The sequence below is a fragment of the Pseudomonas sp. SWRI81 genome (assembly GCF_014268545.1).
GTDB classification, from domain to species: domain Bacteria; phylum Pseudomonadota; class Gammaproteobacteria; order Pseudomonadales; family Pseudomonadaceae; genus Aquipseudomonas; species Aquipseudomonas hamedanensis.
In genome coordinates this window covers 36,166-62,498 of sequence record NZ_JABWQS010000011.1, presented here as the reverse complement: position 1 = coordinate 62,498, position 26,333 = coordinate 36,166, and the positions used below count along the sequence as shown (strand labels likewise).

20 protein-coding genes and 1 tRNA gene are annotated in these 26,333 nt (G+C 60.8%); 8 read left to right on the top strand and 13 right to left on the bottom strand.

Going from position 1 to position 26,333, the window contains the following annotated elements; genetic code table 11:
- Nucleotides 1–798, bottom strand: coding sequence for a type IVB secretion system protein IcmH/DotU (icmH, locus tag HU765_RS09790; protein ID WP_186619958.1), 798 nt, complete (start codon nucleotides 796–798; stop codon nucleotides 1–3).
- 15 nt (nucleotides 799–813) lie between these two features.
- Nucleotides 814–2,580, bottom strand: coding sequence for a type VI secretion system baseplate subunit TssF (gene tssF, locus HU765_RS09785; protein ID WP_186619957.1), 1,767 nt, complete (start codon nucleotides 2,578–2,580; stop codon nucleotides 814–816).
- Nucleotides 2,581–2,893: 313 nt separating this feature from the next.
- Here tssF and tssM point away from each other — a divergent pair, with 313 nt between their 5' ends.
- The 3 genes from tssM to HU765_RS09770 all read left to right on the top strand — a co-directional run bounded on the left by tssM (nucleotide 2,894) and on the right by HU765_RS09770 (nucleotide 9,144).
- Nucleotides 2,894–6,574: a type VI secretion system membrane subunit TssM gene (tssM, locus tag HU765_RS09780; protein ID WP_186619954.1), complete on the top strand. Its 3,681-nt coding sequence runs from the start codon at nucleotides 2,894–2,896 to the stop codon at nucleotides 6,572–6,574.
- 71 nt (nucleotides 6,575–6,645) lie between these two features.
- The gene (locus HU765_RS09775; RefSeq protein WP_186619945.1) at nucleotides 6,646–8,007 is read left to right on the top strand and encodes a hypothetical protein; all 1,362 of its coding nucleotides are present in this window, start codon (nucleotides 6,646–6,648) and stop codon (nucleotides 8,005–8,007) included.
- Nucleotides 8,008–8,118: 111 nt separating this feature from the next.
- Nucleotides 8,119–9,144, top strand: coding sequence for a GlxA family transcriptional regulator (locus HU765_RS09770; RefSeq protein ID WP_186551347.1), 1,026 nt, complete (start codon nucleotides 8,119–8,121; stop codon nucleotides 9,142–9,144).
- A gap of 33 nt (nucleotides 9,145–9,177) precedes the next feature.
- On the opposite strand, the gene HU765_RS09765 is transcribed toward HU765_RS09770, so the two are convergent.
- Nucleotides 9,178–10,206 (bottom strand): alpha/beta hydrolase, encoded by a 1,029-nt coding sequence (locus HU765_RS09765; protein WP_186619943.1) that lies wholly within the window; start codon nucleotides 10,204–10,206, stop codon nucleotides 9,178–9,180.
- A gap of 316 nt (nucleotides 10,207–10,522) precedes the next feature.
- On the opposite strand from HU765_RS09765, the gene HU765_RS09760 reads away from it, so the two are divergent.
- Nucleotides 10,523–10,597 (top strand) — tRNA-Gln (locus tag HU765_RS09760).
- Between the two features lie 113 nt (nucleotides 10,598–10,710).
- Here the strand turns inward: HU765_RS09760 and HU765_RS09755 are convergent.
- Nucleotides 10,711–12,699 (bottom strand): U32 family peptidase, encoded by a 1,989-nt coding sequence (locus tag HU765_RS09755; protein ID WP_186619941.1) that lies wholly within the window; start codon nucleotides 12,697–12,699, stop codon nucleotides 10,711–10,713.
- Nucleotides 12,700–13,285: 586 nt separating this feature from the next.
- Complete coding sequence (locus HU765_RS09750) at nucleotides 13,286–13,666, bottom strand: RidA family protein (RefSeq protein WP_186619939.1); 381 nt, start codon at nucleotides 13,664–13,666, stop codon at nucleotides 13,286–13,288.
- A 222-nt stretch (nucleotides 13,667–13,888) separates the two neighbouring features.
- On the opposite strand from HU765_RS09750, the gene HU765_RS09745 reads away from it, so the two are divergent.
- Together HU765_RS09745 and HU765_RS09740 are read left to right on the top strand one after the other, a co-directional pair.
- Nucleotides 13,889–14,302 (top strand): cupin domain-containing protein, encoded by a 414-nt coding sequence (locus tag HU765_RS09745; RefSeq protein WP_186619937.1) that lies wholly within the window; start codon nucleotides 13,889–13,891, stop codon nucleotides 14,300–14,302.
- Nucleotides 14,303–14,437: 135 nt separating this feature from the next.
- A complete protein-coding gene (locus HU765_RS09740; protein ID WP_186619935.1) occupies nucleotides 14,438–14,926 on the top strand; it encodes a hypothetical protein in 489 nt (162 codons plus the stop codon).
- A gap of 85 nt (nucleotides 14,927–15,011) precedes the next feature.
- On the opposite strand, the gene HU765_RS09735 is transcribed toward HU765_RS09740, so the two are convergent.
- A complete protein-coding gene (locus tag HU765_RS09735) occupies nucleotides 15,012–16,871 on the bottom strand; it encodes an ABC transporter ATP-binding protein (RefSeq protein WP_186619933.1) in 1,860 nt (619 codons plus the stop codon).
- Between the two features lie 285 nt (nucleotides 16,872–17,156).
- Here HU765_RS09735 and HU765_RS09730 point away from each other — a divergent pair, with 285 nt between their 5' ends.
- The gene (locus tag HU765_RS09730) at nucleotides 17,157–18,143 is read left to right on the top strand and encodes an SDR family oxidoreductase (RefSeq protein ID WP_186619932.1); all 987 of its coding nucleotides are present in this window, start codon (nucleotides 17,157–17,159) and stop codon (nucleotides 18,141–18,143) included.
- Here HU765_RS09730 and HU765_RS09725 read toward each other — a convergent pair.
- From HU765_RS09725 to HU765_RS09710, 4 genes are read right to left on the bottom strand one after another with little or no spacing between them, the layout of a single operon-like run.
- A complete protein-coding gene (locus tag HU765_RS09725; RefSeq protein ID WP_186619931.1) occupies nucleotides 18,102–19,754 on the bottom strand; it encodes an alpha-amylase family protein in 1,653 nt (550 codons plus the stop codon). The two genes, HU765_RS09730 and HU765_RS09725, sit on opposite strands and share 42 nt — an antisense overlap.
- Complete coding sequence (locus tag HU765_RS09720) at nucleotides 19,744–21,291, bottom strand: alpha-amylase family glycosyl hydrolase (RefSeq protein WP_186619929.1); 1,548 nt, start codon at nucleotides 21,289–21,291, stop codon at nucleotides 19,744–19,746. The genes HU765_RS09725 and HU765_RS09720 overlap by 11 nt, the downstream gene beginning before the upstream one ends.
- Nucleotides 21,292–21,347: 56 nt before the next feature.
- The gene (locus tag HU765_RS09715) at nucleotides 21,348–21,575 is read right to left on the bottom strand and encodes a hypothetical protein (protein ID WP_186619927.1); all 228 of its coding nucleotides are present in this window, start codon (nucleotides 21,573–21,575) and stop codon (nucleotides 21,348–21,350) included.
- Between the two features lie 38 nt (nucleotides 21,576–21,613).
- Nucleotides 21,614–21,802 carry a hypothetical protein gene (locus HU765_RS09710; protein WP_186619925.1) on the bottom strand — a complete coding sequence of 63 codons (189 nt, stop codon included), beginning with the start codon at nucleotides 21,800–21,802 and terminating at the stop codon, nucleotides 21,614–21,616.
- Between the two features lie 278 nt (nucleotides 21,803–22,080).
- Here HU765_RS09710 and HU765_RS09705 point away from each other — a divergent pair, with 278 nt between their 5' ends.
- Nucleotides 22,081–22,962 carry an MBL fold metallo-hydrolase gene (locus HU765_RS09705; RefSeq protein ID WP_186619923.1) on the top strand — a complete coding sequence of 294 codons (882 nt, stop codon included), beginning with the start codon at nucleotides 22,081–22,083 and terminating at the stop codon, nucleotides 22,960–22,962.
- A gap of 33 nt (nucleotides 22,963–22,995) precedes the next feature.
- Here HU765_RS09705 and HU765_RS09700 read toward each other — a convergent pair whose 3' ends face one another.
- From HU765_RS09700 to HU765_RS09690, 3 genes are all read right to left on the bottom strand, one after another.
- A complete protein-coding gene (locus tag HU765_RS09700) occupies nucleotides 22,996–23,160 on the bottom strand; it encodes a hypothetical protein (RefSeq protein ID WP_186619921.1) in 165 nt (54 codons plus the stop codon).
- 356 nt (nucleotides 23,161–23,516) lie between these two features.
- Nucleotides 23,517–24,752 (bottom strand): aromatic ring-hydroxylating dioxygenase subunit alpha, encoded by a 1,236-nt coding sequence (locus HU765_RS09695; protein ID WP_186619919.1) that lies wholly within the window; start codon nucleotides 24,750–24,752, stop codon nucleotides 23,517–23,519.
- A 141-nt stretch (nucleotides 24,753–24,893) separates the two neighbouring features.
- Nucleotides 24,894–26,255: an MmgE/PrpD family protein gene (locus HU765_RS09690; protein WP_186619918.1), complete on the bottom strand. Its 1,362-nt coding sequence runs from the start codon at nucleotides 26,253–26,255 to the stop codon at nucleotides 24,894–24,896.
- Nucleotides 26,256–26,333 lie beyond the last annotated feature (78 nt).

The window sequence follows — 26,333 nt, the reverse complement described above, 5'->3', positions numbered from 1 at the left end:
TTAGCGCAGCAAGATGGCTTCCAGTGATTGCATGACTTGCTGGGTCATGCTGTTCAATCGGATGGCAAAGAACGCATAAGCTCCCAGGCAGATCGCAAAAGCCGTTGCCCAAGGTGTCCACCACGGCCATTGCCGGTTCATCTGGTAGTGGCGCGGTGCAACGTTGTCCAGCGGGCGGGTCAGGTGTGCAGGCACCGGGTCGTGCAGGTCGTCGATCACGCGCTGTAATTGGCTGATCAACAGCTGCAACGCTTGGTCGCCCTGGGTCTTGACGCTGTATCGCCCCTTGAAACCCAGACACAGGCACAGGTACATGAACAGCAGCACGTCGCGGTATTGCTCCGGGGTTTCCTGCAGGCGGGTCAGCAGGGTGAAGAAGGTCTCGCCGCCCCAGGTTTCATGGTGGAAGGTGCTCAGCAGCGACTTGGCCTGCCACACCGACCCTGTGCCCCAAGGCGTGGCCAGTACCGCCTCATCGACAAACACGCACAGCACGTAGGAGAACACCCGCAGTTCGGCCTCGCTGTAGTCGTGCTGGCGCAGTTCTTCCAGCATCACCTTGATCTGGTTGGTGAGGTGCCCCTGTAGCTGTTCCACCGGCGGGTAGACCTCGGTCCTGCGCAGGCGCATCACCAGCCCGAACAGCGGCATGGCGACATCCACCAGCGGGTTGAGGCTGTGCCCGCGCAACTGGAATTCCAGCGGGTCGTGATGGCAGAACAGCTCGCCGTCGGGCCGGCCGTCGCGGGCGTCACCGTGGGTACTGGAAAAGGTTGTGGTAGGGGGTAGGGTCGGCATGCCGGTCTCCGCGGATTAAATAATGGGTTGCTGGCCGGTGCGCATGGGCCAGGTGAAGGTGCTGTGGTCGGCGGCATTGATGATTTCCAGCTGTTGGAACGCGTTGGTGCTGGCGTATAGCGCCATGAAATGCGAGAGCACGCTGCCAAACAGGTGCAGGTCCCCGGCGTTGCTGAAGGCGGCCGGGTCGATGGACAGGGTGGTGCAACTGCCGCGCACGGGCACGCCCTTGATCCACCAATCGACCGGCGCGGTGCGGACTTGGCGAATGCCTTCCAGGCGGCGCTGAGTGGCGCGGTGGTGGGGCAGGTCGTGGGCTGCGATGAAGTCATACACCTGCAACACCGCCTTGAGCGCCGCCGGCGATGACAGCGACAGGTTGTTCAGGACCAGGTTGGAGATCAGCGCCCATTGCACCTGGCCGTCGAGCATCGGTGGGTAGGCGCGGGTCGGGCGGGTGAGGTTGCGGTAGGTGGCGAACGAGGGCGTGGTCTGAGTGGTTCGGTTGAGTTCGCCCACTTGCAACTGCCGAGGCAGGTCGCCATTGCTGCAGGTCAATTGGATGTTGAGCACTTCACGCTCACCCAGGTACGGGCGCTGATCGGCATGAATCAGGCGCAGGCTGTGTTTGGCGCCGTTCGTGAGCAGCTCCGGTTCAATGAGGTGGCTGTAATAGCGGGCCGTGCGCTCGCCGGCCGGTTCCACCTGATGCTGCAATGACTCATACGGGGCGAAGTCGAGGCGATAGTCGTCTGCCGGGGTTTGCGGTTTGCGCCGCCGGGCGCTGACCTGGTCGATGCTGAATATTTCATAGGCGCGGGCGTGTGGGCCGCGCGGTCGCACGGGTGCGTGCAGTGCTTCGCCATCCAGCTGGATCGGTTCGGCCGGGTGTTCGAACAGGTTGATAGCGGGGGTGCAGTACAGGCAGAGCGTGTCGGGGTTGACCTGCACGGCGGCCGGCAACGGGGTGGAAAAGTGCAGCTCCAGGCGAATGTGCCCCACCGTAGCCTGGGGCCAGAGGCGGCGCAGCCCACTGACACTGAAGCCGTGAAAACGCTGGGGGAAGTAAAAGTACTCCTGGAGCAGGCGGTAGCCCTCCAGTTGGTGCTCCAGGCCGGGCAGCAGTGCGTCGTGGGGTCCGAAGCCGGGAAAGCCCAGCGCATCCGGAGGCAGGGCCAGGCGTTTGTCGTCAAGGCACAGCACCATCTTGTGCAGATGCTGGGCCAGCCACTGGTAGAGCGTCAGCGCGTTGAGGTCACCGCCACCGAGGTGGAAGTCCAGGCGGTCGCCGATGATATCGCTCAACGGCTGGTCCGACAGGGCTTGCAGCTCGATGCTGAGTATCGACTTTTGCACGCTGTGGGAGACGCTGGCGTTGCTGATCTGAAACGGATAAAGGGTTACGTCGGTACAGGTGCGAAAGGTACAACTGACGCCGTCCACCGCCTGCGAATACAGCGGCGTGCCTTTGGCGATCATCTGCGGGCCGCTGAGGGCGTGCAGCACCGGGTCGAAGCGCACCTGGGTCAGGCTGGGCAACGGGCGCAAGTAGTTGGGGTAGACCTGTTGCAGCAGCGGATGGGTGATCTGCGGCAGATCGTCTTTGATCTTCAGGGCCAGCTTGGCGGTCAAGAACGCGAACCCTTCCAGCAAGTGCGCAGCCCCCGGATCCGACGCCTGCTCACCCAGGAAGGGCGCCAACTGCGGATTGTCTTCAGCGAACTCATGCCCTAATTCTCGCAAGTAACGGAGTTCTTCTGAAAAGCGATCTTTAAGTGACATTGTTTGGTCCGATGGGTGTGTTTAAGTTGCAGTGATTAGTTGTGGGAAAGCTCTGTAGGAAGTTGTGCGCTGTTGTGGCTGTTGCGAATTAATAAATATTTACGGATGTTTCTAGTGGTGGGGCGGCTTCGTCAAGGTAATTAATGGCGTAGATGTAAATTTATGTTTCTCTGCTATTTAACATTGATCGTTAGTTGTGCGCGCTGTTACTGTCTGCCCGACGGCGCGAATGAAATCCTTCAAAGTACTTAGCGTTTTCGCATACGGCGCGGGGACGATTTTTATCTTGGAAAAAGTTCAGGGGCGAACAGTAATGAACAAGAGGCTGGGTGCGTTGACGCGCGGGTTTTCCGCTCTTCAGCGCCATGGAGCGCTGACCGGCATCACGGTCGGGATCGTGGTGATGGTTGTGGTGCTGGGCTGGCTCTGGTGGCTGGGGCCGAACTGGACCTGGCGCGACACGCAACCGCTTGCACCCTGGCCGCTGCGCCTGGCGATCAGCGTGGTGCTGATAGTGCTGCCGTTGTTGGTGTGGACCTGGCTTGTGCACCGTCGCCAGCGCCGGTTGCAACACGAACGCAAGCAACAAGCGCAACGGGTGCAGGATCCTTGCCTGGTGTATCTGCAAGCCCAGGAACGTTCATTGGAAAACAACCTGGCGCGGGTGCGCGACAACCATCAGGGTCGCAGCCTGCACCAGATCCCCTGGTACTTGGTGCTGGGAGAAGAGAACGCCGGCAAGTCGAGCTTTATCAGCCGTTCCAGCCAGAGTTTCGCCCTGACCCGCACCGCGCGTAGTAGTGGTGCCGCGCAGACTGCTTCGGATCCAGACTTGGCGTTTGAGATCGACTGGTGGATCGGCGATGAGGCGGTGCTGATCGACCCGCCCGGTGAGTTCATCAGCCAGCCCGAGCGGCAACCGCCGCTGACGCCAGCTCCAGCCGCGCCCACTGAGAATGCGGCGGCGGACACTGACGCGATCGCCGAACCCGTGGTCGTTGCCCAAGTCGAACAACCGGGCGGGCTGCCCGCCGGCGCCGAGAAACGCCTGTGGCACCATATGATCGACTGGCTGGCGCGCAGCCGCAGCCGCCGTCCGCTCAACGGCGTGGTGCTGGTGGTGGACATGGTCAGCCTGTTCGAGCGTCCGCCCAACGAGCGCCGCAATCTAGCCTACCTTTTGCGCGCCCGCTTGAATGAATTGGGCCATGAACTGGGCACGCGCTTGCCGTTATACGTGGTGCTGAGCAAGTTCGATTTGCTCGATGGCTTTGAAGAGTTGTTCGCCAAGCTTTCGGCATCGGCACGGGAAGAGGTGCAGGGTTTTACCTTCAGCCTGGATGCCGTCGAGGATTTCGATGCATGGCTGCAAGAGTTGACGGTCGCCTATGACCGCTTCGTCGATGCGCTGAACAGGCAGGTCATGCTGGCCATGGGTGACCCCGGACCAGCCGATGTGCGTGAGCGGTTGTTTTGCCTGATGCGTCAGCTCAGCGGCTCACGAGAAATTCTGCTGCGCTTTCTCGGCGATGTGCTGGGCAGTGACCGCTACACCACTCCGGCGTTGGTGCGTGGCGTTTACCTGTCGTCGGTGTACCAGCGTGGCGTCGTATCCAACCTGTTTGTCGAGGCTTCTGCGCGGGCCTATGGCTTTCCCGCGCCGGTCAGTTCGGCCAAGCCGCAGGGGCATTCGGTGGTGTATTTTGCTCAGCACCTGTTGCAGCAGGTGGTTTACCCGGAAGCCGGGTTGGCCGGAGACAACTTCAAGGTGGCACGGCGCAAGCGTCGCCTGCTGCTCAGCGGTTCGGTACTGGCTGGTATTTCCGGCGCGTTGCTGGTGGGCGGTTGGTGGTATTACTACGGTATCAACCGCGACAAGGCAGACCAGGTTCTGGCCCAAAGCCAGGCCTTCAGCAGCAAGGCCAGCGACCTGCAGGCCGACCCCACCGGGCTGAACTTGCTGGTGCCGCTGGATGAAATTCGTGATGCGGTCACGGTGTATGGCGATTATCGCGACACCTGGCCGCAACTGGCCGACATGGGCTTGTATCAGGGGCAACTCATCGGGCCGATGGTCGATCAGGCCTACCTGAGTTTGTTATCCCGGCGTTTCCTGCCGGCGATTGCCGAAGGCGCGGTTGAGGTCATCCGCCGCGCTGAACCGGGTAGCGACGAACAACTTGCCGCCCTGCGCGTGTACCGCATGATCGAGGACCGCGACAATCGTCGCCCGGAGATCGTTGCGCAATGGATGGCCCAGCAATGGCAACAGGCCTATCCGGGGCAGGGCCAGCGGCAGGCGGCCTTGATGCGTCACCTGACCTACGCGCTCACCTATGCCGATGTCGAACTGCCCGAACACCGCGCACTGATCGCACAAACCCAACAGCAATTACGCAAGTTGCCCATGGCGCAGCGGGTGTACATGACCTTGCGGCAACAGGCGAAGGATCGCCTGCATGGTGAACTGGATCTGCGAAACGAGATCGGCCCGGCTTTTGACGTGGTCTATCGCCCCCTGAGTGAACGTGACAGTGGCGCGTCACTGGACGAGAACCTGACGCTGCCACCCTTGCTGACCGCGCGGGGCTTTCGGGATTACTTCGAGCCCAACAGCCAAAACGTCACTGAGCTGGCGTTGATTGATCAATGGGTGCTGGGCGAGCGCCGCAGCCTGGATTATTCCGAGACTGACCGCCGGGTGCTGACTGAGCGACTGCGGGCCTTGTATAGCGCTGACTATGTCGACAGCTGGCGCCGCGCACTGAACCAGTTCGCCGTGACCGACTTCACCGATCTGGCCCAAACCCTCGAAGTGCTGGGGCAGGTCACCGGTCCGGCCGCGCCGCTGCGTCGTCTGTTGGAAACCGTGCGTGACAACACGCTGATCTACCCACCAGTCACCAGCGAGGAAGACCTGCCCGTTGGCGATGAAGCTGGGCGCAACCAGGCGTTGGGCATTCACCGGGCGTTTGCGGGGTTGTCCGGGCTGCTCAATTCTCAGCAGGACAAGCCGTCCTACTATGAAGAAACCTTGGGCGCGATCAATGCCGTCTACGACTATGTCAAAGGTGTGCAGGATCAGCCGAGCCCAGGCAAGGCCGCACTGGGCGTGGTGCTTGCCCGGTTTTCCCAGACTAATCCCGACCCTGTCCGCAACCTGCAACGCATTGCTTCGGGTCTGCCCGAGCCATTGAACCGGCACGTCAACCAATTGGCCACGCAGAGTGCCCAGGTGCTGGTCATCACCGCGTTGCGCGAGCTGGAAAAACGCTGGGACAGCGAGGTTTACAGCTTTTACCGTGACCGCCTGGCTGGACGCTATCCGTTCAAGGCAAGTGGCGAGGATGCCTCGCTGGAGGACTTTGTCGCCTTCTTCGGACCGAAAGGGCGCCTGCAACAGTTCCAGGACCAGTACCTGAATGTGTTCCTCAAGGATAATCTGGACAGCCTGTCCACTGAGGATCAGGGCGGCTACTGGGTGCGTCAGGACGTGCTTGAGCAACTTGAAAAGGCTGAGCGTATACGCGAAACCTTCTTCAGCTCAGACGGCCACCTGGCCGTGCAACTGACCATCGAACCCCTCGCCCTGAGCGCCACCCGCCTGAGCAGCATGCTCAGCGTCGACGGCCAACTGATCCCCTACCAACACGGCGCACCACAACGCACCGGGCTGGTGTGGCCCAACAGCCTGGGCAACACCAACGGTAGCCAACTGACCTTGGTGCACAGCACCGGCAACACCGCCAGCCTCAGCTATCGCGGGCCGTGGTCGTTGTTTCGGTTGCTTAGCCGTGGACATCTGAACGGCCGTACCGACACCAGCGTGGACCTGACCTTCTCCGTCGCCGAGGGACTGATGCGTTATCGCATTGGCGCAGAGAAGGCCAACAACCCCATTACCCAGCGCAGTTTTGAAGGGTTTGTGTTGCCGAGGACGTTGCTGGAGGAGCGTCCCCGGCATCGAACCACCGACAGTGTTGCGCAGCGCTGAGGCGCCCAGGCGAGCAAGAAAATCGGCGAGTGCCGAGATCAATTCACAACGAAGACAACAGGACCGTTGGCATGGCAATCAGGCTAGAACTACTGACCGAAGACCCTAAGGAAATCGAGTTGATTCAGCGTTACTGGGCGATAAATGAATCAGGACAGTTTCTTGAAAAGGTAAATGCCTTGAGTGAGGTTCTGCAACTGCCTCAGGGCGTCACATTGGCGGCCTTCATACGCCAGCGGTGCAGAGCGTTTGATGAAAACCAGATGTGCCCCGAATGTGATGAATGGGTCGAAATTCGCAACCGCTCCCAAGCCTGGAAAAGTCCATTGCGCTCGACCACGCTCTGCACTCGGTGCCAGGAGGAAAGGGATGCGTTAGCGCGGGAGGCCGAGAAAACGAAAGCGGCGAGGCTTGAGGTGTTTCTTGCAGAGCACCATCGCAAACAAGCCAGCCGGGTGGTGGATTACGCTGCGGTGGCGGACGCGCAAGTGCTCTTGCTGTTGGCCCTGGACAGGGCGGTCACGCCCAGGCTGACCGAGGCTGGGTTTACGCTCGCTGATTGTCGAGGGTTGGCACCTCGGTATCGCGACGACTTTCTCAAAACCTTGAAGGACGCGGGCCTTCTGCTTGAGGATCCCTCAAAAGCAAAGCCTGGAACGTATTACTGGGAAGGGGATGAGGTCTGGCAGGTCAGCGCTCAGGTGGCCTACCTGTTGATGCCTGGCACTACTGCTGCGGACGGCGACGAGGTTATCCGCGCTCTGTCGGAGCGTAGCTATACGGATGCAGATGGCATTTTCAGCCTGTGGCTTGATTACGCCATTGCCGATGTCATGTGTTACTTGGGCGACTACTGCAAGTGGTACGGTCATGAACTCGCCGAGCAGGAGTGGGATGAAGTAAAAAGTACCCTGCGCGCAGCCCTGCAAACCTACAGTATTTCTCAGCTCTGGTTTGTCGCCTGGAAGGTCGTCAAAGACGCTGCCAGTCTGGCCAGCCACCCTTACTACAATCGCGTGAAAGCCGCCGCGACGATTCCTGGCAAAATCAGGAGGTACCTGGAGAAGGTAAAGCGAGAGTCACTCGAACTCAGATCCTGGAGCCGACCGGAGCTGCAACCGGCGGGTACATTGGGCATGTTGTTTGGCGAGCTATTCGGCATTGACGAGCACACCAGCGGCGTCTCGGCGGCCGCCCGCATTGCCCATGTCACCGGGCGGGCGTGTGCATCTGGCGTCGACGCTGAACTGTGCGCGCCGATACGTGAGTTGATGGTCAATGCGTTGGCGCTGGATGCTGAGGCCTCAGTGATGCTTCGGTTCGCGGAGTTGATCCGCGCCGGTTATGACGTTGGTTTTGCGGTAGAGGAAATCGGCGTTTTCCTGCAGCGAGAGCGTTCGGGCGACCCTTGTCCGCCAACATCCGAACGCTAGGTCGCCGTCGCAGTTCTCGCCCGCCATATCCGGCGCGATGAGCCCTCAACCACAGGCGCGATTGACTCCGGCGCAGATCCGGCCAACTATCGACGGATAACAACACCATCGATGGACCCGACCTTGATCGAACGACGTCAATTCAGCGGAGGCATGAAGGGCAAAAACCTCCGCTATCTGAATGAGCAGGACACCGCCAGCAGCGGTGTGACCCGCACCGGTTTTTTGCTCCTCGAACATTTTTCGCTACCGGCCTTCACCCAGGCACTGGACACGGTGGTCACCACCAACCTGTTGCGTCCGGGGCTTTTCTCGTCGCGCACTTTCGGGTTGGGCGATGGCGAGGTGATCAGTGACCTGGGTCTGGTCATTCGCCCTGATGCACGGCTGAATCCAGCGGCGCTGCAAGCGCTGGACCTTTTAGTTGTGTGTGGAGGTTATCGCACCGAACTGCGCGCCAGTGACGAGTTCATCGGGCTGCTCAAAGCGGCGGCAGAGCGGGGCGTCAGTCTCGCCGGTTTGTGGAACGGTTCGTGGTTTCTCGGCCGCGCCGGTCTGCTCGACGGCTATCGCTGCGCAATCCACCCGGAACATCGCCCGGCGCTGACCGAAATCGCCAAGAGCACCCATGTCAGCAGCGAACCCTACGTCATTGATCGCGACCGCCTCACCGCCTCCAGCCCGTCCGGGGCGTTCCACATGGCGCTCGACTGGATCAAGGGCTTGCATGGCAAAGCGTTGGTCGAGGGCATTGAAGACATTCTGGCCTTCGAGGAGTCGCGCTACCGGCGGATCAAACCGGACGAAAACATCTGCGTCAGCGCGCCGTTGCGTGAAGTGATCAAGCTGATGGATGCCAACCTCGAAGAGCCGCTGGAACTGGAACAACTGGCGGTCTACGCGGGGCGCTCGCGGCGTCAGTTGGAGCGCCTGTTCAAGGAACAGCTGGGCACCACGCCGCAGCGCTATTACCTGGAGCTGCGTATCACCGAAGCGCGGCGCCTGCTGCAACACACTGAACTGTCACAGGTGGAAGTGCTGGTGGCCTGCGGATTCGTCTCGCCGAGCCATTTCAGCAAATGCTACAGCTCATACTTCGGTTATCGCCCATCGAAAGAAAAACGGCTGGTCAAATAGACCCCGCCGTTTTTGCCCTCGAGGGGTTTTTCTTCAGAGGTGATCGGCATCCACCACAGCCCGGGCGAACGCTTTCGGAGCCTCTTGAGGCAAATTATGCCCAACCCCACCCTCGATCAACCGGAACTGATATTTGCCGGTAAAACGCTTGGCATAGTCCTCGGGCCTGGGGTGCGGCGCACCGTTGGCGTCGCCTTCAAGGGTGATGGTCGGCACGCTGATTGACGGCGCGGTGGCGAGTTTCTGTTCCAGCGCTGCGTATTTCGCCTCGCCCTGAACCAGGCCCAGCCGCCAGCGATAGTTGAACACGGTGATGTCGACGTGATCGGGGTTCTGCAAGGCCTTGGCGCTGCGGTCGAAGGTCGCGTCATCGAACTTCCACTGTGGCGAAGCGAGTTGCCAGATCAATTTGGCGAAGTCATGGGTGTTTTTCTCGTAGCCGGCGCGGCCCCGGTCGGTGGCGAAGTAGAACTGATACCACCATTGCAATTCCGCTGCGGGCGGCAACGGGTTCTGCCCGGCAGCCTGATTGCCGATCAGATAACCGCTGACGGCCACCAGCGCCTTCACCCGTTCCGGCCAGAGCGCCGCGACGATGTCTGCCGAACGGGCGCCCCAGTCATAACCGCCGAGCACCGCTTGCTTGATCTTCAGCGCATCCATGAAGTCGATGACGTCGCTGGCCAGCGCGGCCGGTTGACCGTTGCGCAGGGTTCCTTTGGAGAGAAAGTGCGTATCGCCATAACCGCGCGCATACGGCATCAACACCCGATAACCCTTGGCTGCGAGTAACGGCGCGACGTCGTCGTAGCTGTGAATATCGTACGGCCATCCGTGCAGCAGGATGACCACCGGGCCATCGGCGGGGCCGGTTTCGGCGTAAGCCACGTCAAGCACGCCGGCCTTGACGTGTTTCAGCGGGCCGAACGGCGAGGGCGTGGTATAGCTGACGGCCGCCGGTTCAACGGTTTGCGCCTGGACGGCGCTGATTGAACCGAACAGCGACAAGGCCAGCATCGATAAACCGACGGCAGTTTTACGCAAGGGTTGAGCTTTTTTCATCGTGACGTCTCCTGCAATTACTGGGTCAGGGGCTGGACGAGCCCCTTGAAACCTTGGCTGCATTGGAGCGCGCAGACGTATCTGCCATGTGTCGAGGGACGGCTATTTTGCAAGGCGTTGTACGGTAGAGGGGCGCGTACACAGTGTGATACACGAGGCGAAGAGGGCATGGCCGCTGCACGATTTTCGGCAAAAATAATAAGTCGCTGTTTTAAAACAAAAAATATTTCATTTCGGGCTTCCCAAACGAAATGAATGTTGATAAATTGCGCCCCGTTCTCACAGCGATCTTCTAGGAGTCGCTGGACAGAGCTACAGGGGCGTCGCCAAGCGGTAAGGCAGCAGGTTTTGATCCTGCCATGCGTTGGTTCGAATCCAGCCGCCCCTGCCATCTATTAAAAAACGCCAACTTCGCAAGAAGTTGGCGTTTTTTTATGCCTGCGATTCGCTCAGGCAGAGCGGGGCAGGCGTGCGCGGCACCGAAGCACCGCGCACGCCCGTCACTCAGTGCGGTGCGCGCGGGATGGTTTTCATCAGGTCTTCGGGGCTGATGTGGCCGACCACGCTGCCCGGTTGCGGCAGATTGAGAATATGGCCTTTCATCTTGCCGATGATGTGCATCTCGCACGGCTTGCAGTCGAATTTCAACGTCAGCACTTCGTCGCCGTGGATCAACTGCATCGGGGCAACCTTGGTACGCACGCCGGTCACGCCTTTGGCCTGTTTCGGGCACAGGTTGAAGGAGAAACGCAGGCAGTGCTTGGTGATCATCACCGGCACTTCGCCCGGTTCTTCGTGCGCTTCATAGGCCGCGTCGATCAGCTTGACGCCGTGGCGGTGATAGAAGTCGCGCGCCTTCTGGTTGTAGACGTTGGCGAGGAAGGTCAGGTGCGAATCCGGGTACACCGGCGGCGGGCTGGTTTCGGCTTTGCGGCTGCCTCGCGGGTGGGCGGCAACACGCGCGGCCGTCAGCGCTTCGATCACTTCGCGGCGCAGGGCCTTGAGCTGCGAGTTGGGGATGAAGAACGCTTGTGGCGCATCGAGTTTGACGTCGGTGGCGTGGTACTGGGTGGTGCCGAGCTGGCCGAGCAGGTCGCGCAGTTGCTCCAGCGCCTGTTCCGGTTTGTTGGCGACGCCAAACGGTCCGTTGAGGCTGACGCTGGCGCTGATGCCTTCCTCGCTGGTTGCGGTCACTTCCAGCTTATCTTCACGCAGACGGGCAACCCAGCTCAGGGCCACGCGACGTTCCGACGAGGTCTTTTGCAGCGCCTGTTGCCAGTTGTGATCGAGGTTGCGATTCAACGGGTGGTTCGGCCGTAGCTTGAACAGGCCTTCGGGCATTTCGTTCGGCTCGACGCGATAGCGGTAGCGCTTCTCGCCGTCTTCTTCGAACTCGCCTTTGGCCTCAGCAATGTTGGCGCGAAAACCGACCACTTCGCGTTTGACCAGCACGTTCAGGCCGTCACCGTTGGACAGTGGTTCTTGGGTCACGACCTGCATGTCACGCTTGCCGACTTTTTCCACCGTACCGACCGGCAGGCCGGTAAAGGTTGGCGAGTCGAAAGCGCCGATGTCGATCTTGCGATCAGTGACGAAGTAATCGGTGCTGCCGCGGTGGAAGGTTTTTTCCGGGTCGGGCATGAAGAAATGCACGGTGCGGCCGCTGGAGGCGCGGGCCAGATCCGGGCGATCTTCGAGCACATCGTCGAGGCGCTGGCGGTAATAGGCCGTGATGTTCTTCACATAGCCCATGTCCTTGTAGCGACCCTCAATTTTGAACGAACGCACACCGGCTTCAACCAGCGCACGAATGTTCGCGCTCTGGTTGTTGTCCTTCATCGACAGCAGGTGCTTTTCGTAGGCGATCACGCCACCTTTTTCGTCTTTGAGGGTGTACGGCAAGCGGCACGCCTGGGAGCAGTCGCCACGGTTGGCACTGCGCCCGGTCTGCGCGTGGGAAATGTTGCACTGGCCGGAGAAGGCCACACACAACGCGCCATGAATGAAGAATTCGATGGCCGCGTCGGTTTCATCGGCGATGGCGCGGATTTCCTGCAGGTTCAGCTCGCGGGCCAGTACCAGTTGCGAAAAGCCGGCCTGATCAAGGAACTTCGCTCGCTCGAGCGTGCGGATGTCGGTCTGGGTCGAGGCGTGCAGTTCGATGGGCGGAATGTCCAGCTCCATCACGCCCAGGTCCTGGACGATCAGCGCATCGACGCCGGCGTCGTACAACTGATGGATCAGCTTGCGCGCCGGCTCCAGTTCGTTGTCGTGCAGGATGGTGTTGATGGTGGTGAAAATCCGCGCATGGTAGCGGCGGGCGAACTCCACCAGATCGGCGATTTCACCGACTTCGTTGCAGGCGTTGTGGCGCGCGCCGAAGCTCGGGCCGCCGATGTACACGGCGTCGGCGCCATGCAGGATCGCCTCACGAGCGATGGCGACATCGCGGGCAGGGCTGAGCAATTCCAGATGATGCTTGGGCAAGGACATAGTTTTTTTAGTCAGGCAGTCACGGTCAGGCGCGCATTCTACTCGCGAAATGCACGGCGGGCACGCATGCACTGCCCGATGGCGAAAGCCATGCTCAGTTGGCATCGGTCGGCATGGGCCAGTGACCCGTGTCGCTCGGACGAACGCCATCTGTCAGCGGCAGATGTGCTGCCTGACCCGGCGCTTTCGCGAGCAAGCTCGCTCCCACAGTTTTTTCGGGGTGTCAGCCAGTTTTATGGATGGCGACAGTCCCTGTGGGAGCGAGCTTGCTCGCGAAGGGGCCATGTCAGGCGGCGCATCGGTTGACTGACCCGGCGCATTCGCGAGCAGGCTCGCTCCCACAGTTTTTTCAGGGTGTCAGGCAGTTTCGTGGATGGCCCCGGTCCCTGTGGGAGCGAGCTTGCTCGCGAAGGGGTCATATCAGGCGGCGCATCGGTTGACTGACCCGGCGCTTTCGCGGGCAAGCTCGCTCCCACAGTTTTTTCGGGGTGTCAGGCAGTTTCGTGGATGGCGACAGTCCTTGTGGGAGCGAGCCTGCTCGCGAAGGGGCCATGTCAGGCGATAAATCTGCTCACAGGCTGAACAATCAGGCCTTGGCCGCCATCGCCGTTACTTCCACACGCATCCCCTCAACAGCCAGCGACGCCACGCCCACCGCCGCACGCACCGGCCATGGTTTGGCGAAGAAACGCTTGTAAACCTCATTGAACGCGGCGCGATCGGCCATGTCGGTGAGGTAGATGGTCAGGTGCATGACCCGGTCCATCGAACTGCCGGCGCGCTCCAGAGCGGCTTTCAATGCTTGCAGTGTGCATTCGCTTTGCGCGGTGATATCGCCCAGTTCCAGACTGCCGTCAGCGCGGGTCGGGATCTGCGTAGAGACCATGATCCCGCCGAAGGTGGCAACGTCGGAAGAAATCGAGTCAGCGTCCGGATCGGGCGTGAACGTGATGTCTGGAGTGGTCATGGTGGTCCCTTTGAACAAGTTGAGAGCGCGCCAGTTTACAGATTCCATGATGACATGGCCTGCCTGGCAGCGCTTGAGTAAAACCGCGAAGCATTTGTATGAGCGTGTATCAATCCCGCCCGGGTATACACCGCAATAATCAACGCGGTATTCCGGACACATCCTGCGTACATGCCGTGCTCAAAGTAGGGCCACAACCACTACGTTTGAGAGGGCACTACCATGAATCGTCCACTGTTTCTTGCTACCGCCGCTGTCTTCGCTTGTCTGATCGGCACGGCACAGGCCGCTGACAGCGGGGCCATGAGCTGGCAGAAGGGGCTGAGCCGCACGGACCTGGTGCGCCAGGACGTGGGCGCGGTCGACAGCGAAGTGATCCAGGCGCGGATCGATTTCGAACCGGGCGTAACTTCGCCGAGACACGCGCACCCTGGCGTGGAAATCGCTCACGTGCTCAGCGGCACGTTCGAATACCAACTGGAAGGCCGCGCACCGGTGATCCTCAAGGCCGGGGAGTCGTTGTTGATTCCACAAGGTGTGGCGCACGTCGCGAAAAATGTTGGCAGCGACAAGGCCTCGGAACTGGCCACCTACGTCGTCAAAAAGGGCGAACCGGTGCTGATTCTCAAGCCCTGAATCAGATGGCCGCATGATCGGATTGTGAATGGCTGCTCGGGCATCGCCTGGGCAGCCTCCATCCGTCGCCTCGCTTGAACTGTATCGGCGTTGTCGCGTCTTAATTTCGCGATATCAACCTTTATGGAAGCAATCATGCTTTTAAAGAACAAGAGTCTCGTTGCTGTAATGTCCTGCGCCCTGATGCTTGCAGCCGCGCCTCTTCTGCCTGCCGACCTGTCCGTGATGGGTTCGGCATACGCCAAAGACGGTGGCGGCGGCGGCGGCGGTAACGGTGGCGGCGGTGGTGGTAATGGTGGTGGCAACGGTGGCGGTAACGGCGGCGGCAACGCTGGCGGTCGCGGCGGCTCAAGCCACTCCGGCGATGCCGGCAGCAATCGTGGCGGAATGAGCAGCGACCCCGCCGGGAAAGCCGTTCGCGATCACGGCCTGAGCGGCAATCACTACGGCGGTGACAAGAATGCGGACAGCAATGGCCACGGTTCGACCACCTCTGCAGTCGCCAACTCCCGAGACACTCGCGGCATCAGCAAGGCCCGGGCCATCTCGACGACCACGCCGGGCGATCACAACGCCAAAGGCTTGAGCAATGCGGGCTCCTCGGTGTCGAAGAAGTCCCACTGAGTTCCAGCATGAAACAACAAAGCCCTGACTTGTCAGGGCTTTGTTGTATGGGCGAACCGCAAAGGCCGTTACGGTCCGTCGGCGATCAGGCCTGTTCCAGCGTCTCGGTCAGCCCCTGATCCTCGCCCAGAAAGCCGCCACTCTGGTGCTGCCAGAGCCGCGCATAGGTACCGTTCTTTTCCAGCAACTGGGCGTGGGTGCCTTGCTCGATGATGCGACCTTCATCCATGACAATCAGGCGATCCATGGCCGCAATCGTCGACAATCGATGGGCGATGGCGATGACCGTCTTGCCCTTCATCATCTCATCGAGACTTTCCTGAATCGCGACTTCGACTTCGGAGTCCAGCGCGCTGGTGGCCTCGTCGAGTAACAGAATCGGCGCGTTCTTGAGCATCACCCGGGCGATGGCGATACGTTGGCGCTGGCCTCCCGACAGCTTGATGCCGCGCTCACCCACCAAGGTGTCGTAACCGCTGTGGCCTTGTTTGTCGCTCAGCTGGCTGATGAAGCCGTCGGCCTGGGCATTCGCGGCGGCGCGGCGGATTTGTTCGTCGGTTGCATCCGGGCGGCCATAGGCGATGTTGTCGCGAATCGAACGGTGCAGCAGGGACGTGTCTTGCGTGACCATGCCGATCGCACTGCGCAGGCTGTCCTGCGTGACGTGCGCGATATTTTGCCCATCGATGCGGATCTCGCCGCTGTTCACGTCATAGAAACGCAGCAACAGATTGATCAGCGTCGATTTGCCCGCACCGGAACGGCCGACCAGGCCGATTTTTTCCCCGGCACGAATGTTCAGGCTCAAACCATCGAGCACCTGGCGTTCACCGCTGTAGTTGAAACTCACGTTATCGAACGTCACTGCGCCGCCCGTCGGCACCAATACCTTGGCGTCCGGCGCATCCTGGACTTTCGGGCCGCGGGTCAAGGTGTCCATGCCGTCCTGCACGGTGCCGATGTTCTCGAACAGTGAAGTCATCTGCCACATGATCCAGTGCGACATGCCGTTGATGCGCAACGCCATCGCCGTGATTGCGGCCACGGCACCCGTGCCGACCTGGCCCTGGTGCCACAGCCACAGGGCGTAGCCGCCAGCGCCAAGAATCAGCCCGACCACCAGGGCCTGATTGACGATCTCGAACTGGCTGACCAGACGCATCTGGCGAAAACCGGTGAGCTTGAAATCTTCCATGGCCGCGCGCGCGAAGTGCGCTTCACGTTTGGAGTGGGAGAACAGTTTCACCGTGGTGATGTTGGTGTAGGCGTCGGCAATGCGCCCGGTCATCGACGAGCGCGCATCGGCCTGTTCCTGGCCGACCTGGCCCAGGCGCGGTACGAAATACAGCATCGCCAGGCCGAACAGCACGATCCAGGCAAGGAACGGCAGCATGAGCTTGAGGGCGAAGCCGCCAGCCAGCGCGATGATCGCAATGAAATAAACGCCAATGCCGGGCAGGATCTCGATCAGCGTGAACAGCACTTCGCGCACGGCCAGCGCTGTCTGCATCACCTTGGTCGTGACCCGGCCGGAAAACTCATCGGAGAAGAACGACAGGCTTTGTCGCAGCATCAGTCGATGGAAATCCCAACGCAGGCGCAGCGGCAGATTGATCGCCAGGATCTGGTGCTGCACCATCGTGCGCAGCGCCACCAGCCCGATGCTGACAACCAGCACAATGCCGATGCCCCACAGCACACGGCTTTCCTCATCGCTCGCCGCGCCCCCGGTCTGCCAGGTCGACAGCAGATCGACCACTTGCCCGAGAAAGGAAAACAGCCAGGCCTCGTAAATGGACACGCTGGCGCTGAGCAGGGCGAAGACAAGAATGTAGCGGCGCGCACCGCGCGTGCAGGCCCACAGAAACTGGAACAGACCGACTGGCGGTGGTGGGGCCTCGTCGGGAGGAAAGGGGTCAAGCCTTTGTTCAAACAGGCGAAGCATCGTGGTCTCCGAAATGATCAGGGCAGGAAAATGCTGCCATTTAACGGTTGCCTTGAGGGGTTGCAGGTTGGCCGAACAGTACCGGCCAGGTTGTGCTGCGTGTCCGAAACTCAGTAGCCAAACAGTCTATACCCTACGCCGTACGATCACCCGCCCGAAGCGTTGGTTCAGTCGCAGGTCGGTAGGCGGGGATTGGCCTTCACCACGCAGGCAAAAAATCGAACTGTCGGCGTTGACCTGTCGTCCATTTTGTTAGGAACAACCAGACAAAAGGCGGGCAGAACAATGGATCAGCAGAACAACGATCTGGTGGTAATTTGCGGCGCGAGCGCAGGCGTAGGGCGTGCCACGGCACAGCGCTTCGCCGCCGGCGGTTACCGCATAGGCCTGCTGGCACGCGATGAAGCCGCGCTCACGGAAACATGTGCAGAATTGGCGCAGTACGGCGTCGCGGTGAAGGCCATCAGTGTCGATGTGGCCGATGCGCAAGCCGTGCAAGCGGCGGCGGATGAGCTGGAAACGCAATTGGGGCCGCTGCGGATCTGGATCAATTGCGCCATGACCACGGTGTTTTCACCCGTGGCGACACTCACCGCAGAGGAGATTCGCCGAGTCACCGAAGTGACTTATCTGGGCGCTGTTCACGGCACCCTGGCCGCCTTGCGCTTGATGCGCCCGCGTAATCAGGGGCTGATCATTCAGGTCGGCTCGGCGCTGGCCTATCGGGCGATCCCGTTGCAGGCAGCCTATTGCGCCGCGAAGTTTGCCGTACGCGGTTTTACCGACGCGTTGCGCTGTGAACTGTTGCATGACCACAGCAGGATTCGCCTGTGCATGGTGCAACTGCCAGCGGTCAACACGCCGCAGTTCGACTGGGCGCGCAACAAGCTGGAAAAGCGTCCGCAACCGGTGCCGCCCATCCACGATCCCGACGTTGCCGCCCGTGCGATCTTTAGCGTTGTGCGGCGTCCGCCCCGAGAGTTGTGGCTGGGCATGGCAACGATCAAAGCAATCGTCGGAACCTGCCTGATGCCGGGCCTGCTCGACCGCATGCTGGCGCGCCAGGCCTGGTCTGGGCAGATGTGCAACGAAAGTGACGACGCCGACCGTGGCGATAATCTATACGAGGCGCAGAGCACTGACCTGCACCGCACACGCGGAAGGTTTGTCGGCCGCTCGAAGGACTCGGCGCTGGCGCTGACATCGACGCAGGTCACGGCATTGTCTGCGTTATTGGCGCTGGTGTGCGCGGCGGTGCTGTTGCTGTTTTGAACCGCCGCGGCGAAACCAGCGGTAGCCAAATCCGTTCAGTGTCAGCGCCGTGTTGGCGCTGGCCGGCGGAGGGTAAGTGCCGTCTGCGAGAATCTCTTCGAACCCCTGTAGCGCCTGAATCATTGTCTGTTCAAGCGCGGCTGGATGGTGCCCGAGATTGGCCAGCATGATCGTCGTCGCCTCGCCCTCGTGGCGAATGGCAAAAACCGCCGGGTGCTCGCAGGGTAGCGGGTGCGCCGTGCCGCTGCCGACTTCCGTGAGCACGGCACGCATCTGGAAAATCGCCTGACAACGGCTGAGCAGAGATTCGGGCTTTTCTTGCTGCATCGCGACATTCAGCATCGGGTAACCGAATGGTCCCTGGTCGATCAGCGGCGCGGGAAAATTTTTCGGTGTCGCCCGGGAAAAACCGCCGTTGCGTTCAGCGCTCCACTGCATCGGCGTGCGCACCGCGAGGCGCTCGGGCCGCAGCAAATCATCGCCCATGCCGATCTCCTCGCCGTAGCGGATGATCGGCGTACCCGGCAACGACGCCAGCAGCGCGTGCGCCAGCGCCTGGTGCCGGACATCCCCGTTGAGCATGGGCGCCAGGCGCCGACGAATGCCGCGACCGTAAGCGCGCATGTGCGGTTGTGGGGCAAACACTTGCATGACTTCCTCGCGCTCCTGTTCCGTCAGGCGCTCCAGATCCAGCTCGTCATGATTGCGCAGCCACAGCGCATAACCGGTACCGTCCGGTGCTGCCGGGCGATGTTGCAAGGCACGCCACAGCGGCTCGGCGCGCGCTCGGGCGAGTGCCAGAAATACGTGATTGTTGAGCCAGAAATCCAGCGCCAGTTGCAAGCGATTGCCCGTGCCGAAGTAGTGGCGGAAGCGCGCCGGTTCGACATCCACTTCGCCCATCAGCAGGCAGTCGGGATTGATCGAGCGGGCGTGCGCCGCCAGCCGCTCCAGCAGCCACACGCCGTGCTCCTCATTGCCGCCGCCGGCCTGTTCGACCGCATGGGACGCCGCATCGAGCCGAAACCCGGCAACGCCCAGGTGCAGCCAGTGGGCGATGATCTGCTCGATCTCCTTAACCACCGCAGGATTCGCCAGGTTCAGGTCCGGCTCATGTCGGTAAAACAGATGCCGATAAAACTGCCCGGCCTGCTCATCCCACTGCCAGATGCTGTCCTCGACGCCGGGAAAGATAGGCTGGTTGCCGTCGTCGATCGGTTCGTCCGCCCAGATGAAGTAATCGCGATAGCGACTGGTGCGGTCCTGACGTGCCTGTTCGAACCAGGGATGTTGCTCACTGGTGTGTTGCAACACCAGTTCGAGGATGACGCGCATGCCGCGTTTGTTCGCCTCGTCAATCAATAGACGAAAATCGTCTTCGCGGCCAAAACGCGGTGCGATGATCCGGTGATCGTCCACGTCATAGCCGCCGTCGCGAAACGGCGAACCAAAGATTGGCAGCAGCCAGAGCGCGCCGACACCCAGCGAGCGCAAGTAATCAAGGCGCTCGACGATGCCGGCGAGGTCGCCGCAGCCATCGTCGTTGCGGTCGAAAAACAGTGAAGGATCGATCTGGTAGATCACCGTGGTGTGCGGCCATTCAGCGCTCATGGGCGACTCCTGTGGGACGCAATATGACGGCTTGCAGCGGACCGACAATCCCGGCAAACGGCCGGTTCTCACCGTGACGATCACTGGCGACTTCGATCAGCCAGTCACCGGTCAGGGCAAAGGTGTGCTCGGCCTCGTCGAAGTTGATGCAGACAATGCGCTCGTCGTCCTCGCAGTGTCGGCGGTACGCCAGCAATTGCGGGTGCGAGGGCAGCTCCGTCCAGTCGCCGACCCGCAAGGCCGGGCTGTCCTGGCGGCAGCGCAGCAGGCGCCGGTACAGGTTGAGCGTCGAGTCGTTGGGGTTTTCCTGCGCCTGCACGGCCAGCGCGGCGGCATCTGGCGGGAAGGGCAGCCACGGCGTTTTGCCGGTCCAGCCGTGAGGCGGTTGCGCTGTCCACGGCAGCGGCGCGCGGCTGCCATCGCGTCCGCCGGGGTCGACGCGGGTTTGCGCGGTCACTTGGGTGTCTTCCAGCGCGAGCTCGTCGCCCTGAAAAATAAACGGCGTACCGCGCAGGCTCAGCAGCATGACCGCCGCGGCGTGCGCCTTGGCCCGCGAACCGCCGTAGCGGCTGCGAATCCGGCTGTTGTCGTGGTTGGACAATGCCCAGGTCGGCCACGCTTGCTGCTCGCCCAGGCAACGCTCGACCTCACGGATACACAGGCGGAACACCACCGGATCCCAAGGCGCATCGAGCGGCGGAAAATTGAATGACATGTGTAACTCATCGCTGGCGCCGTAATACGCCGCAACCCGCGCGGTCGAGCGAATATTCACTTCGCCGATCAACACACGGTCGCCGGGATAACGGTCGACCAGGCGCCGTAGCCCGCGCAGCACTTCATGGCTGTAGGGCTGATCATTGATCTGCACCATGGTTTCGCCGGCCAGACAGCGTGGGTCATCGGCGAAACTCGGGTCCTTGCCGACGCAATGCACGACATCGATCCGAAAGCCGTCGACGCCGCGATCCAGCCAGAACCTCAGCACGTTGTGCATGGCTTCGACGACCTGTGGGTTATGCCAGTTGAGGTCAGGCTGCTGCGGCAAAAAGAAGTGCAGGTAATACTGCTGACTGCCTTCATCCCAGGTCCAGGCGCTGCCGCCGTCGATCGAGGCGCGCCAGTTGTTCGGCTGGTCGCGCCAGATGTACCAGTCGCGCTTGGGATTGTCGCGACTGGCGCGCGATTCGACAAACCAGGGGTGCTGATCCGAGGTGTGATTGGGCACGAAATCCATCAGCACCCTGAGGCCGCGATTGTGTGCCTGCGAAACCAGTTGATCGAGGTCGGCGAGGCTGCCGAACAGCGGATCGATGCCGGTGTAATCGCAAATGTCATACCCGGCGTCACACATGGGCGACGGGTAAACCGGTGACAACCACAAGGCGCTGACGCCCAAGGCCTTGAGGTAATCGAGCCGGTCGATCAACCCGGGCAGATCGCCAACACCGTCGCCGTTGCCGTCGGCGAATGACCGTGGATACACCTGATAAATCACGACGTTTTTCCACCACGTCAAATGCGGTTCGACAGACATGGTCTTCTCCTTGCATTGACTCCCGCTGATGCCAGGCGGCACTTGGGTGCGCAGGTTCAGGGCTGCTGGTAGTGCCCGGGGATGTTGTCGTCTTCATCGGGTTTGGTGCGTTTTTGCACTTGAACGTCACTCAGGCGCGCGTCCTTGAGTTCAGGAAAAGTGGTTTTGAGCAGCGCTTCGGCCTGTTGGGGATCGAGGGTGTCGCCGTCGTGTTCCAGCGTTCTGTTATCCGGCTGGTTGTCGATGATGAAACTGACGATGTAGCGGTGCTTTTTATCAAACATGAGTGCCGTCCTTTTTCTGATACATCAAAGGTCAAAGCTCAGCGCTTGGCTTGCCTGTCCTGATCGGCCGGACCCGGCTTGACGCGGGCCCCGTCCTGGCGATCGGACTGTTCGCGACTCGCCCGCTGATCATCTGTCAGGCCGTCGCCTTGGTCTTCAATGTGCAGTTGTCGTTCAGGTTGATCGGTGACGTGTTCAGTCGATGTTTCGCGGTTACTGGCGGACATGGGCGCACCTTGAGTTGGTGGGTTTGTGCACGCGCGAGGCAGACAAATTTCCTCGCGCTTTTAGTGATGACGCTGCAAGCGGCAGGTTGTTCCCCTGGATTGACTGAGGCGATGGGCTGCAACGTCGATGACTGAACCGCACGCACGATGAACGGCGTTTGTGGCCGGGCGGTAGCGGTTAGCGGTGCCACACGTCGATTGGTTCGAGCAGTGTCCGTGCGAGCCGGGTCAACCTCAGACGAAGGTCGACAGCGCATCCGGCGCGAGGAAGGTTTGACATGCGTGTGCATCATTTGAATTGCGGCTGTATGTGCCCACTGGGTGGCGCTTTGTTCGATGGCTACAGTCGCGGCCTGACCGCGTCGGTGGTGTGTCACTGCCTGCTGATCGAAACCGCCAGCAACGGCTTGATTCTGGTGGACACCGGTTTCGGCCAGCAGGACGTGCAGCATCCGCAGCGCCTGAGCGGTTTTTTCAGAACGCTTAATAACATTCGCCTGGAGCACCGCTTTACCGCGCTGGAGCAGATCCGCCGGCTGGGCTTCGACGCCAACGATGTGCACCATATCTTGCTCACCCACCTGGATTTTGATCACGCCGGCGCCCTGCAGGATTTTCCTCGTGCGCGCGTGCATGTCATGCAGCAGGAACTTCAGCATGCCACGCGGGCGGGCGGCTGGATCGCGCGGCGGCGCTTTGTGACCGCGCAATGGCGCGATGTCGTGGATTGGGAGCTGTATGCCCCACAGGGCGATACCTGGTTTGGCTTTGATTCGGTGCGCGCAGTGTTCGGCGCCGAAGAAGAGGACATTTTGCTGGTACCGCTAAGCGGGCACACCGCCGGACACGCCGGCATCGCCTTGCGCACTGCCGAAGGCTGGCAACTGCACGCCGGCGATGCCTATTTTCATCATGACGAAGTGCACCTGCCCACACGCCGCTGCCCACCCGGCATGCGGCTCTACCAATACATGATGGACACCGACCGCCACGCACGCTTGCACAACCAGCAGCGCCTGCGCCAATTGGCGGCGGATCAGCGTGCGGCGGTGAAGATCTATTGCAGCCATGATGCGCGGGAACTGCAGCATGCGACCCATCCTGGCAGTGACGCAGCGGCGCGGGCGGGTGGGCAGGTGGATCGGCTTCGGCATTGGTGAAGGTGCACGGTGGTGCCGCGCCAGACGCGCCGATCAGCCCTTGTCTTGTTCTGCGCCAGCGGCCTGGACGGCGGCTCTTTCGCGGCGCCGACGAAGCCAGCTGAACAAGGCATGGACGGGATGTAAAACGGCCGCCAGCACGCCCAGCAGCATGATGATGAAAATGACAATGAGGGGAAGGCTTTCGTGCGAGAACATGGTGGGGTTACTCCTGTAGTCACTATGTCGGAACCCGCAGGGTAGACGCGTCGAAGGCTCATTTCGATGAACGTATGTTCATCCTTGCGCGGCACAATTGTGCTACGGCAGGGCTTGCTGGATATTCGATCGGTTGCGCGACATGGCCTTGTCCGGAGCTGGCGTGGTGAAGCTTGCCGATTTTCACATCGGGGCGCGGTGCTGGTGACGGCGGGTTCGCTACTGTGCGCGCAAGCGACTCGGCAACGAAAGCCGCCTCCACCATCCGTTGAGATGCTGGAGGCGGAGGGTGAACGTCCCGGGATTCAATAGAACAGGCGCTTTACGGCAGCCCTCTACAACTTGAGGCGCGTCGGTCAGCCAACAGATTTCAACGCAATCGGCCCTTTGAGCCGGTCCAGCATCGTCGCGCAATACCAGTCATCGAACTGACACACGCCGGTCTCGGCCGTTTCCGAATACGGGCCGGGCTCGTACGAGGGCGAGGTCACGCCGCGCTGGGTGCCCTCGACCAGCGTGCGGTCCTGATCATTGGTGGCAATCCATACTTTGGTCAGACGTTCGATGTCGTAGTCAATACCTTCCACGGCGGTGTTGGGCACCAGCCATTTGGTGGTGACCAACGTCTGCGTGGCGCTGATTGGCAGAACGCGGAAACTCAGCGCGTGGTCGCCGAGGAAGTGATTCCAGGTGGAGGGGTAGTGGAAATACAGCAGCGCGCCAATGTCCGCTTCGGTGGTCTTGTCCAGGCGACCGGCCACGGCAGGTTTTCCGTCCATGGTGTAGCTGACGGCACCGGATGACAGGGGAATGCGTGTCATGCGGAACTGGCCGTTGATATCCATGACCAGCCGGCTTGGCAACCCGGCCTTCTCGCACTTGGCCCAATAGGCCGACAGCTCGGGGTCATCTTCGCCACTGATGCCACCCACCGAAAGATTGTCGACGAACGAATGCAGGAGTTCGGGGTGGGAACCGTCGCAGTGATAGCACTCGCGGTTGTTTTCGAAGACCAGTTTCCAGTTGCCTTTCTCGATGATGTTCGACTCGAACGCGACTTTGCAGTTTTCAAGATAATGCGGCGCGATGAAAGGGCTGACGGCTTTGCGGAAACCGTCGAACTCAGGGGCTTTGGCGGCGACGCAGACGTAAATGTAGGTATCGACGATCTCGCAGTGAACGCTTTTCAGGTTGTATTGCGACTTGTCGAAATCCTGGCCCATGTTGCCGGCAAACAACAAGTTGCCATCCAGCTCATAAGTCCACTTGTGGTACGGGCAAACCATTTTCGCGACTTTGCCGTGGTCGGCTTCGCAGATTTTTGCGCCTCGGTGACGGCACGCGTTATGGAACGCGCGAACCTCTCCATCCTTGCCTCGGACGACGGCGACGGGATAGTCACCGATCTGCAGAGTGAAATACTGCCCCGGCTTGGTGATTTCGAACGTGTGGCCGGCAAAGATCCACTCCTTGTGCCAGATTTGCTCAAGGTCCTGACGGTAAACGCTCTCACTGCTGTAAAGCGCGCCCGGCAGTGAGTGCCACGGTTTGCGCTGTGCGATCAGGTCAAATACGGATTCGTTGTTGTTCATTGTTATCCTCCCGGGACATCAATCTTGTGCGGTCACCTTTAACCGTGACTTTTAAAAATCAGCCATCGATAGAACTCAGCCTATCGGGCGCGGGCTGATCATCACAAACGACATTTGCTAGGGGTTATCGATGATGTGTAGTTATGAGTGATTGGCTAGCGGCAAGGCCTGAACCGCTTGGAAAACTGCATCGAGGGCGCTAACAGCGCAGTTCGCTTGAGCGATGTGCCTGATCGTGGTTTTCAACGCATCACTGCGTTGATGGCCGAGGCCACGGGCGAACAGATCAAACTTTTCGTTCAGCTCTTCAGCGCTCAAAGGCGATTCGGGATCACCACGTGCGGCGGTAAGCGGACTCACCAGCACTGTGCCGTTCTTCAGCGTGACGCTCACTCGGGAGAGGATTTCGTCAGGGAATCGGGCCGAGATATCAGCGGCTTCAACAATTTCGATGCGGCGGCTCAACGCCAGAATATCCGCCGCGAAAATGGCTTCACCGGTGACTTCTTCCGGCCCCACTTTACCCCTGACAAGCAGCGCAGCGAGTGGAAAGGCAAGGGCGTATTGCGCCTGATCGGCATTGCGCGGTGTATGGCCCTGTAAACACATCGACTCGTAGAATGTTTCCACACGAAGGGTTTCAATCGAATCGGCATCGAGCAGTGGATTTTCACGCCGCAGCTCAAGCATCGCAGTCAGCGCCGGTTGTGCCCAGCGGCAGACCGGCCAGGGCTTGAAGTACTGACTGTCGATCTCCCAGCGGCCACCGACATCGACCCAATGTTCGGCGACCGTGACGTCTTCCACCGTTTCTGCCGGCGCACCGGTGATGCCTGCCATTGCCATGAACAGCGCGTTCAAACCGGTAAAGGCCCCAGCGCCATGGGCGTCGCGCAGCATCGTCGGCGCTTGCACCACGCGCATCATCGGACAACGCGCGCTGAAGTACTCGGCGATGCCCAGGGCGTGGCGAAACGTCGATTCATCCAGACCCAGCAACCGTGCTCCGGCGCAGACAACTCCGACCGCCGAGAACCCCCCGGATGCGTGATACGTCGGCGAGGTCGCCATCAATGCAGACCCGGCCCGCAACGCGGTTTCGTAACCGATGCACAAGGCAGTCAGTAACTCACGGCCGGTGATTGACTGGCCTTGATGATGCAGCGCATCGGCAAGCGCCAGCACGGCAGGCACCACGGTGGCGCCGGCGTGGCCCTTGGATTTGAAATGGCCTTCATGGGCGTCGAGGCTGTCGGCACTGAACCCGCCGGCCCAGGCTGCGCCGAGCACGTTGACACGCCGCCCGCCGAAGATCAGACGGCTGTTATAAACGCCTGTCGGGTAATGTTGCTGGGCAAAGCGCCGCATCGCGACAGTGGTGTCATTGCTGGCCGCGCCGGCCATGACCCCAACGATATCCAGCAGACTGTCTTGCACGATTGCTTGGGTGTTGCGCGGAGCATCCAGAAAATCAAAGTGGCGACAGAATTCGAAGAGTGACATTCAGCAAGCCCTTCCAGTGAGTTGAGCCGGGCCGGTCTGAACCGGCGGCGCTCAACAATGAGTCAGGGCAGGGCGCCG

Excerpts from the sequence above, each read along its gene's own strand:
- icmH (WP_186619958.1), bottom strand. The coding sequence starts at position 798 with ATGCCGACCCTACCCCCTACCACAACCTTTTCCAGTACCCACGGTGAC.
- HU765_RS09720 (WP_186619929.1), bottom strand. The coding sequence starts at position 21,291 with ATGTCTGTCGAACCGCATTTGACGTGGTGGAAAAACGTCGTGATTTAT.
- HU765_RS09740 (WP_186619935.1), top strand. The coding sequence starts at position 14,438 with ATGCTTTTAAAGAACAAGAGTCTCGTTGCTGTAATGTCCTGCGCCCTG.
- HU765_RS09700 (WP_186619921.1), bottom strand. The coding sequence starts at position 23,160 with ATGTTCTCGCACGAAAGCCTTCCCCTCATTGTCATTTTCATCATCATG.
- tssF (WP_186619957.1), bottom strand. The coding sequence starts at position 2,580 with ATGTCACTTAAAGATCGCTTTTCAGAAGAACTCCGTTACTTGCGAGAA.
- HU765_RS09725 (WP_186619931.1), bottom strand. The coding sequence starts at position 19,754 with ATGAGCGCTGAATGGCCGCACACCACGGTGATCTACCAGATCGATCCT.
- HU765_RS09705 (WP_186619923.1), top strand. The coding sequence starts at position 22,081 with ATGCGTGTGCATCATTTGAATTGCGGCTGTATGTGCCCACTGGGTGGC.
- HU765_RS09695 (WP_186619919.1), bottom strand. The coding sequence starts at position 24,752 with ATGAACAACAACGAATCCGTATTTGACCTGATCGCACAGCGCAAACCG.
- tssM (WP_186619954.1), top strand. The coding sequence starts at position 2,894 with ATGAACAAGAGGCTGGGTGCGTTGACGCGCGGGTTTTCCGCTCTTCAG.
- HU765_RS09750 (WP_186619939.1), bottom strand. The coding sequence starts at position 13,666 with ATGACCACTCCAGACATCACGTTCACGCCCGATCCGGACGCTGACTCG.
- HU765_RS09730 (WP_186619932.1), top strand. The coding sequence starts at position 17,157 with ATGGATCAGCAGAACAACGATCTGGTGGTAATTTGCGGCGCGAGCGCA.
- HU765_RS09755 (WP_186619941.1), bottom strand. The coding sequence starts at position 12,699 with ATGTCCTTGCCCAAGCATCATCTGGAATTGCTCAGCCCTGCCCGCGAT.
- HU765_RS09710 (WP_186619925.1), bottom strand. The coding sequence starts at position 21,802 with ATGTCCGCCAGTAACCGCGAAACATCGACTGAACACGTCACCGATCAA.
- HU765_RS09690 (WP_186619918.1), bottom strand. The coding sequence starts at position 26,255 with ATGTCACTCTTCGAATTCTGTCGCCACTTTGATTTTCTGGATGCTCCG.
- HU765_RS09765 (WP_186619943.1), bottom strand. The coding sequence starts at position 10,206 with ATGAAAAAAGCTCAACCCTTGCGTAAAACTGCCGTCGGTTTATCGATG.
- HU765_RS09745 (WP_186619937.1), top strand. The coding sequence starts at position 13,889 with ATGAATCGTCCACTGTTTCTTGCTACCGCCGCTGTCTTCGCTTGTCTG.
- HU765_RS09775 (WP_186619945.1), top strand. The coding sequence starts at position 6,646 with ATGGCAATCAGGCTAGAACTACTGACCGAAGACCCTAAGGAAATCGAG.
- HU765_RS09715 (WP_186619927.1), bottom strand. The coding sequence starts at position 21,575 with ATGTTTGATAAAAAGCACCGCTACATCGTCAGTTTCATCATCGACAAC.
- HU765_RS09735 (WP_186619933.1), bottom strand. The coding sequence starts at position 16,871 with ATGCTTCGCCTGTTTGAACAAAGGCTTGACCCCTTTCCTCCCGACGAG.
- HU765_RS09770 (WP_186551347.1), top strand. The coding sequence starts at position 8,119 with ATGGACCCGACCTTGATCGAACGACGTCAATTCAGCGGAGGCATGAAG.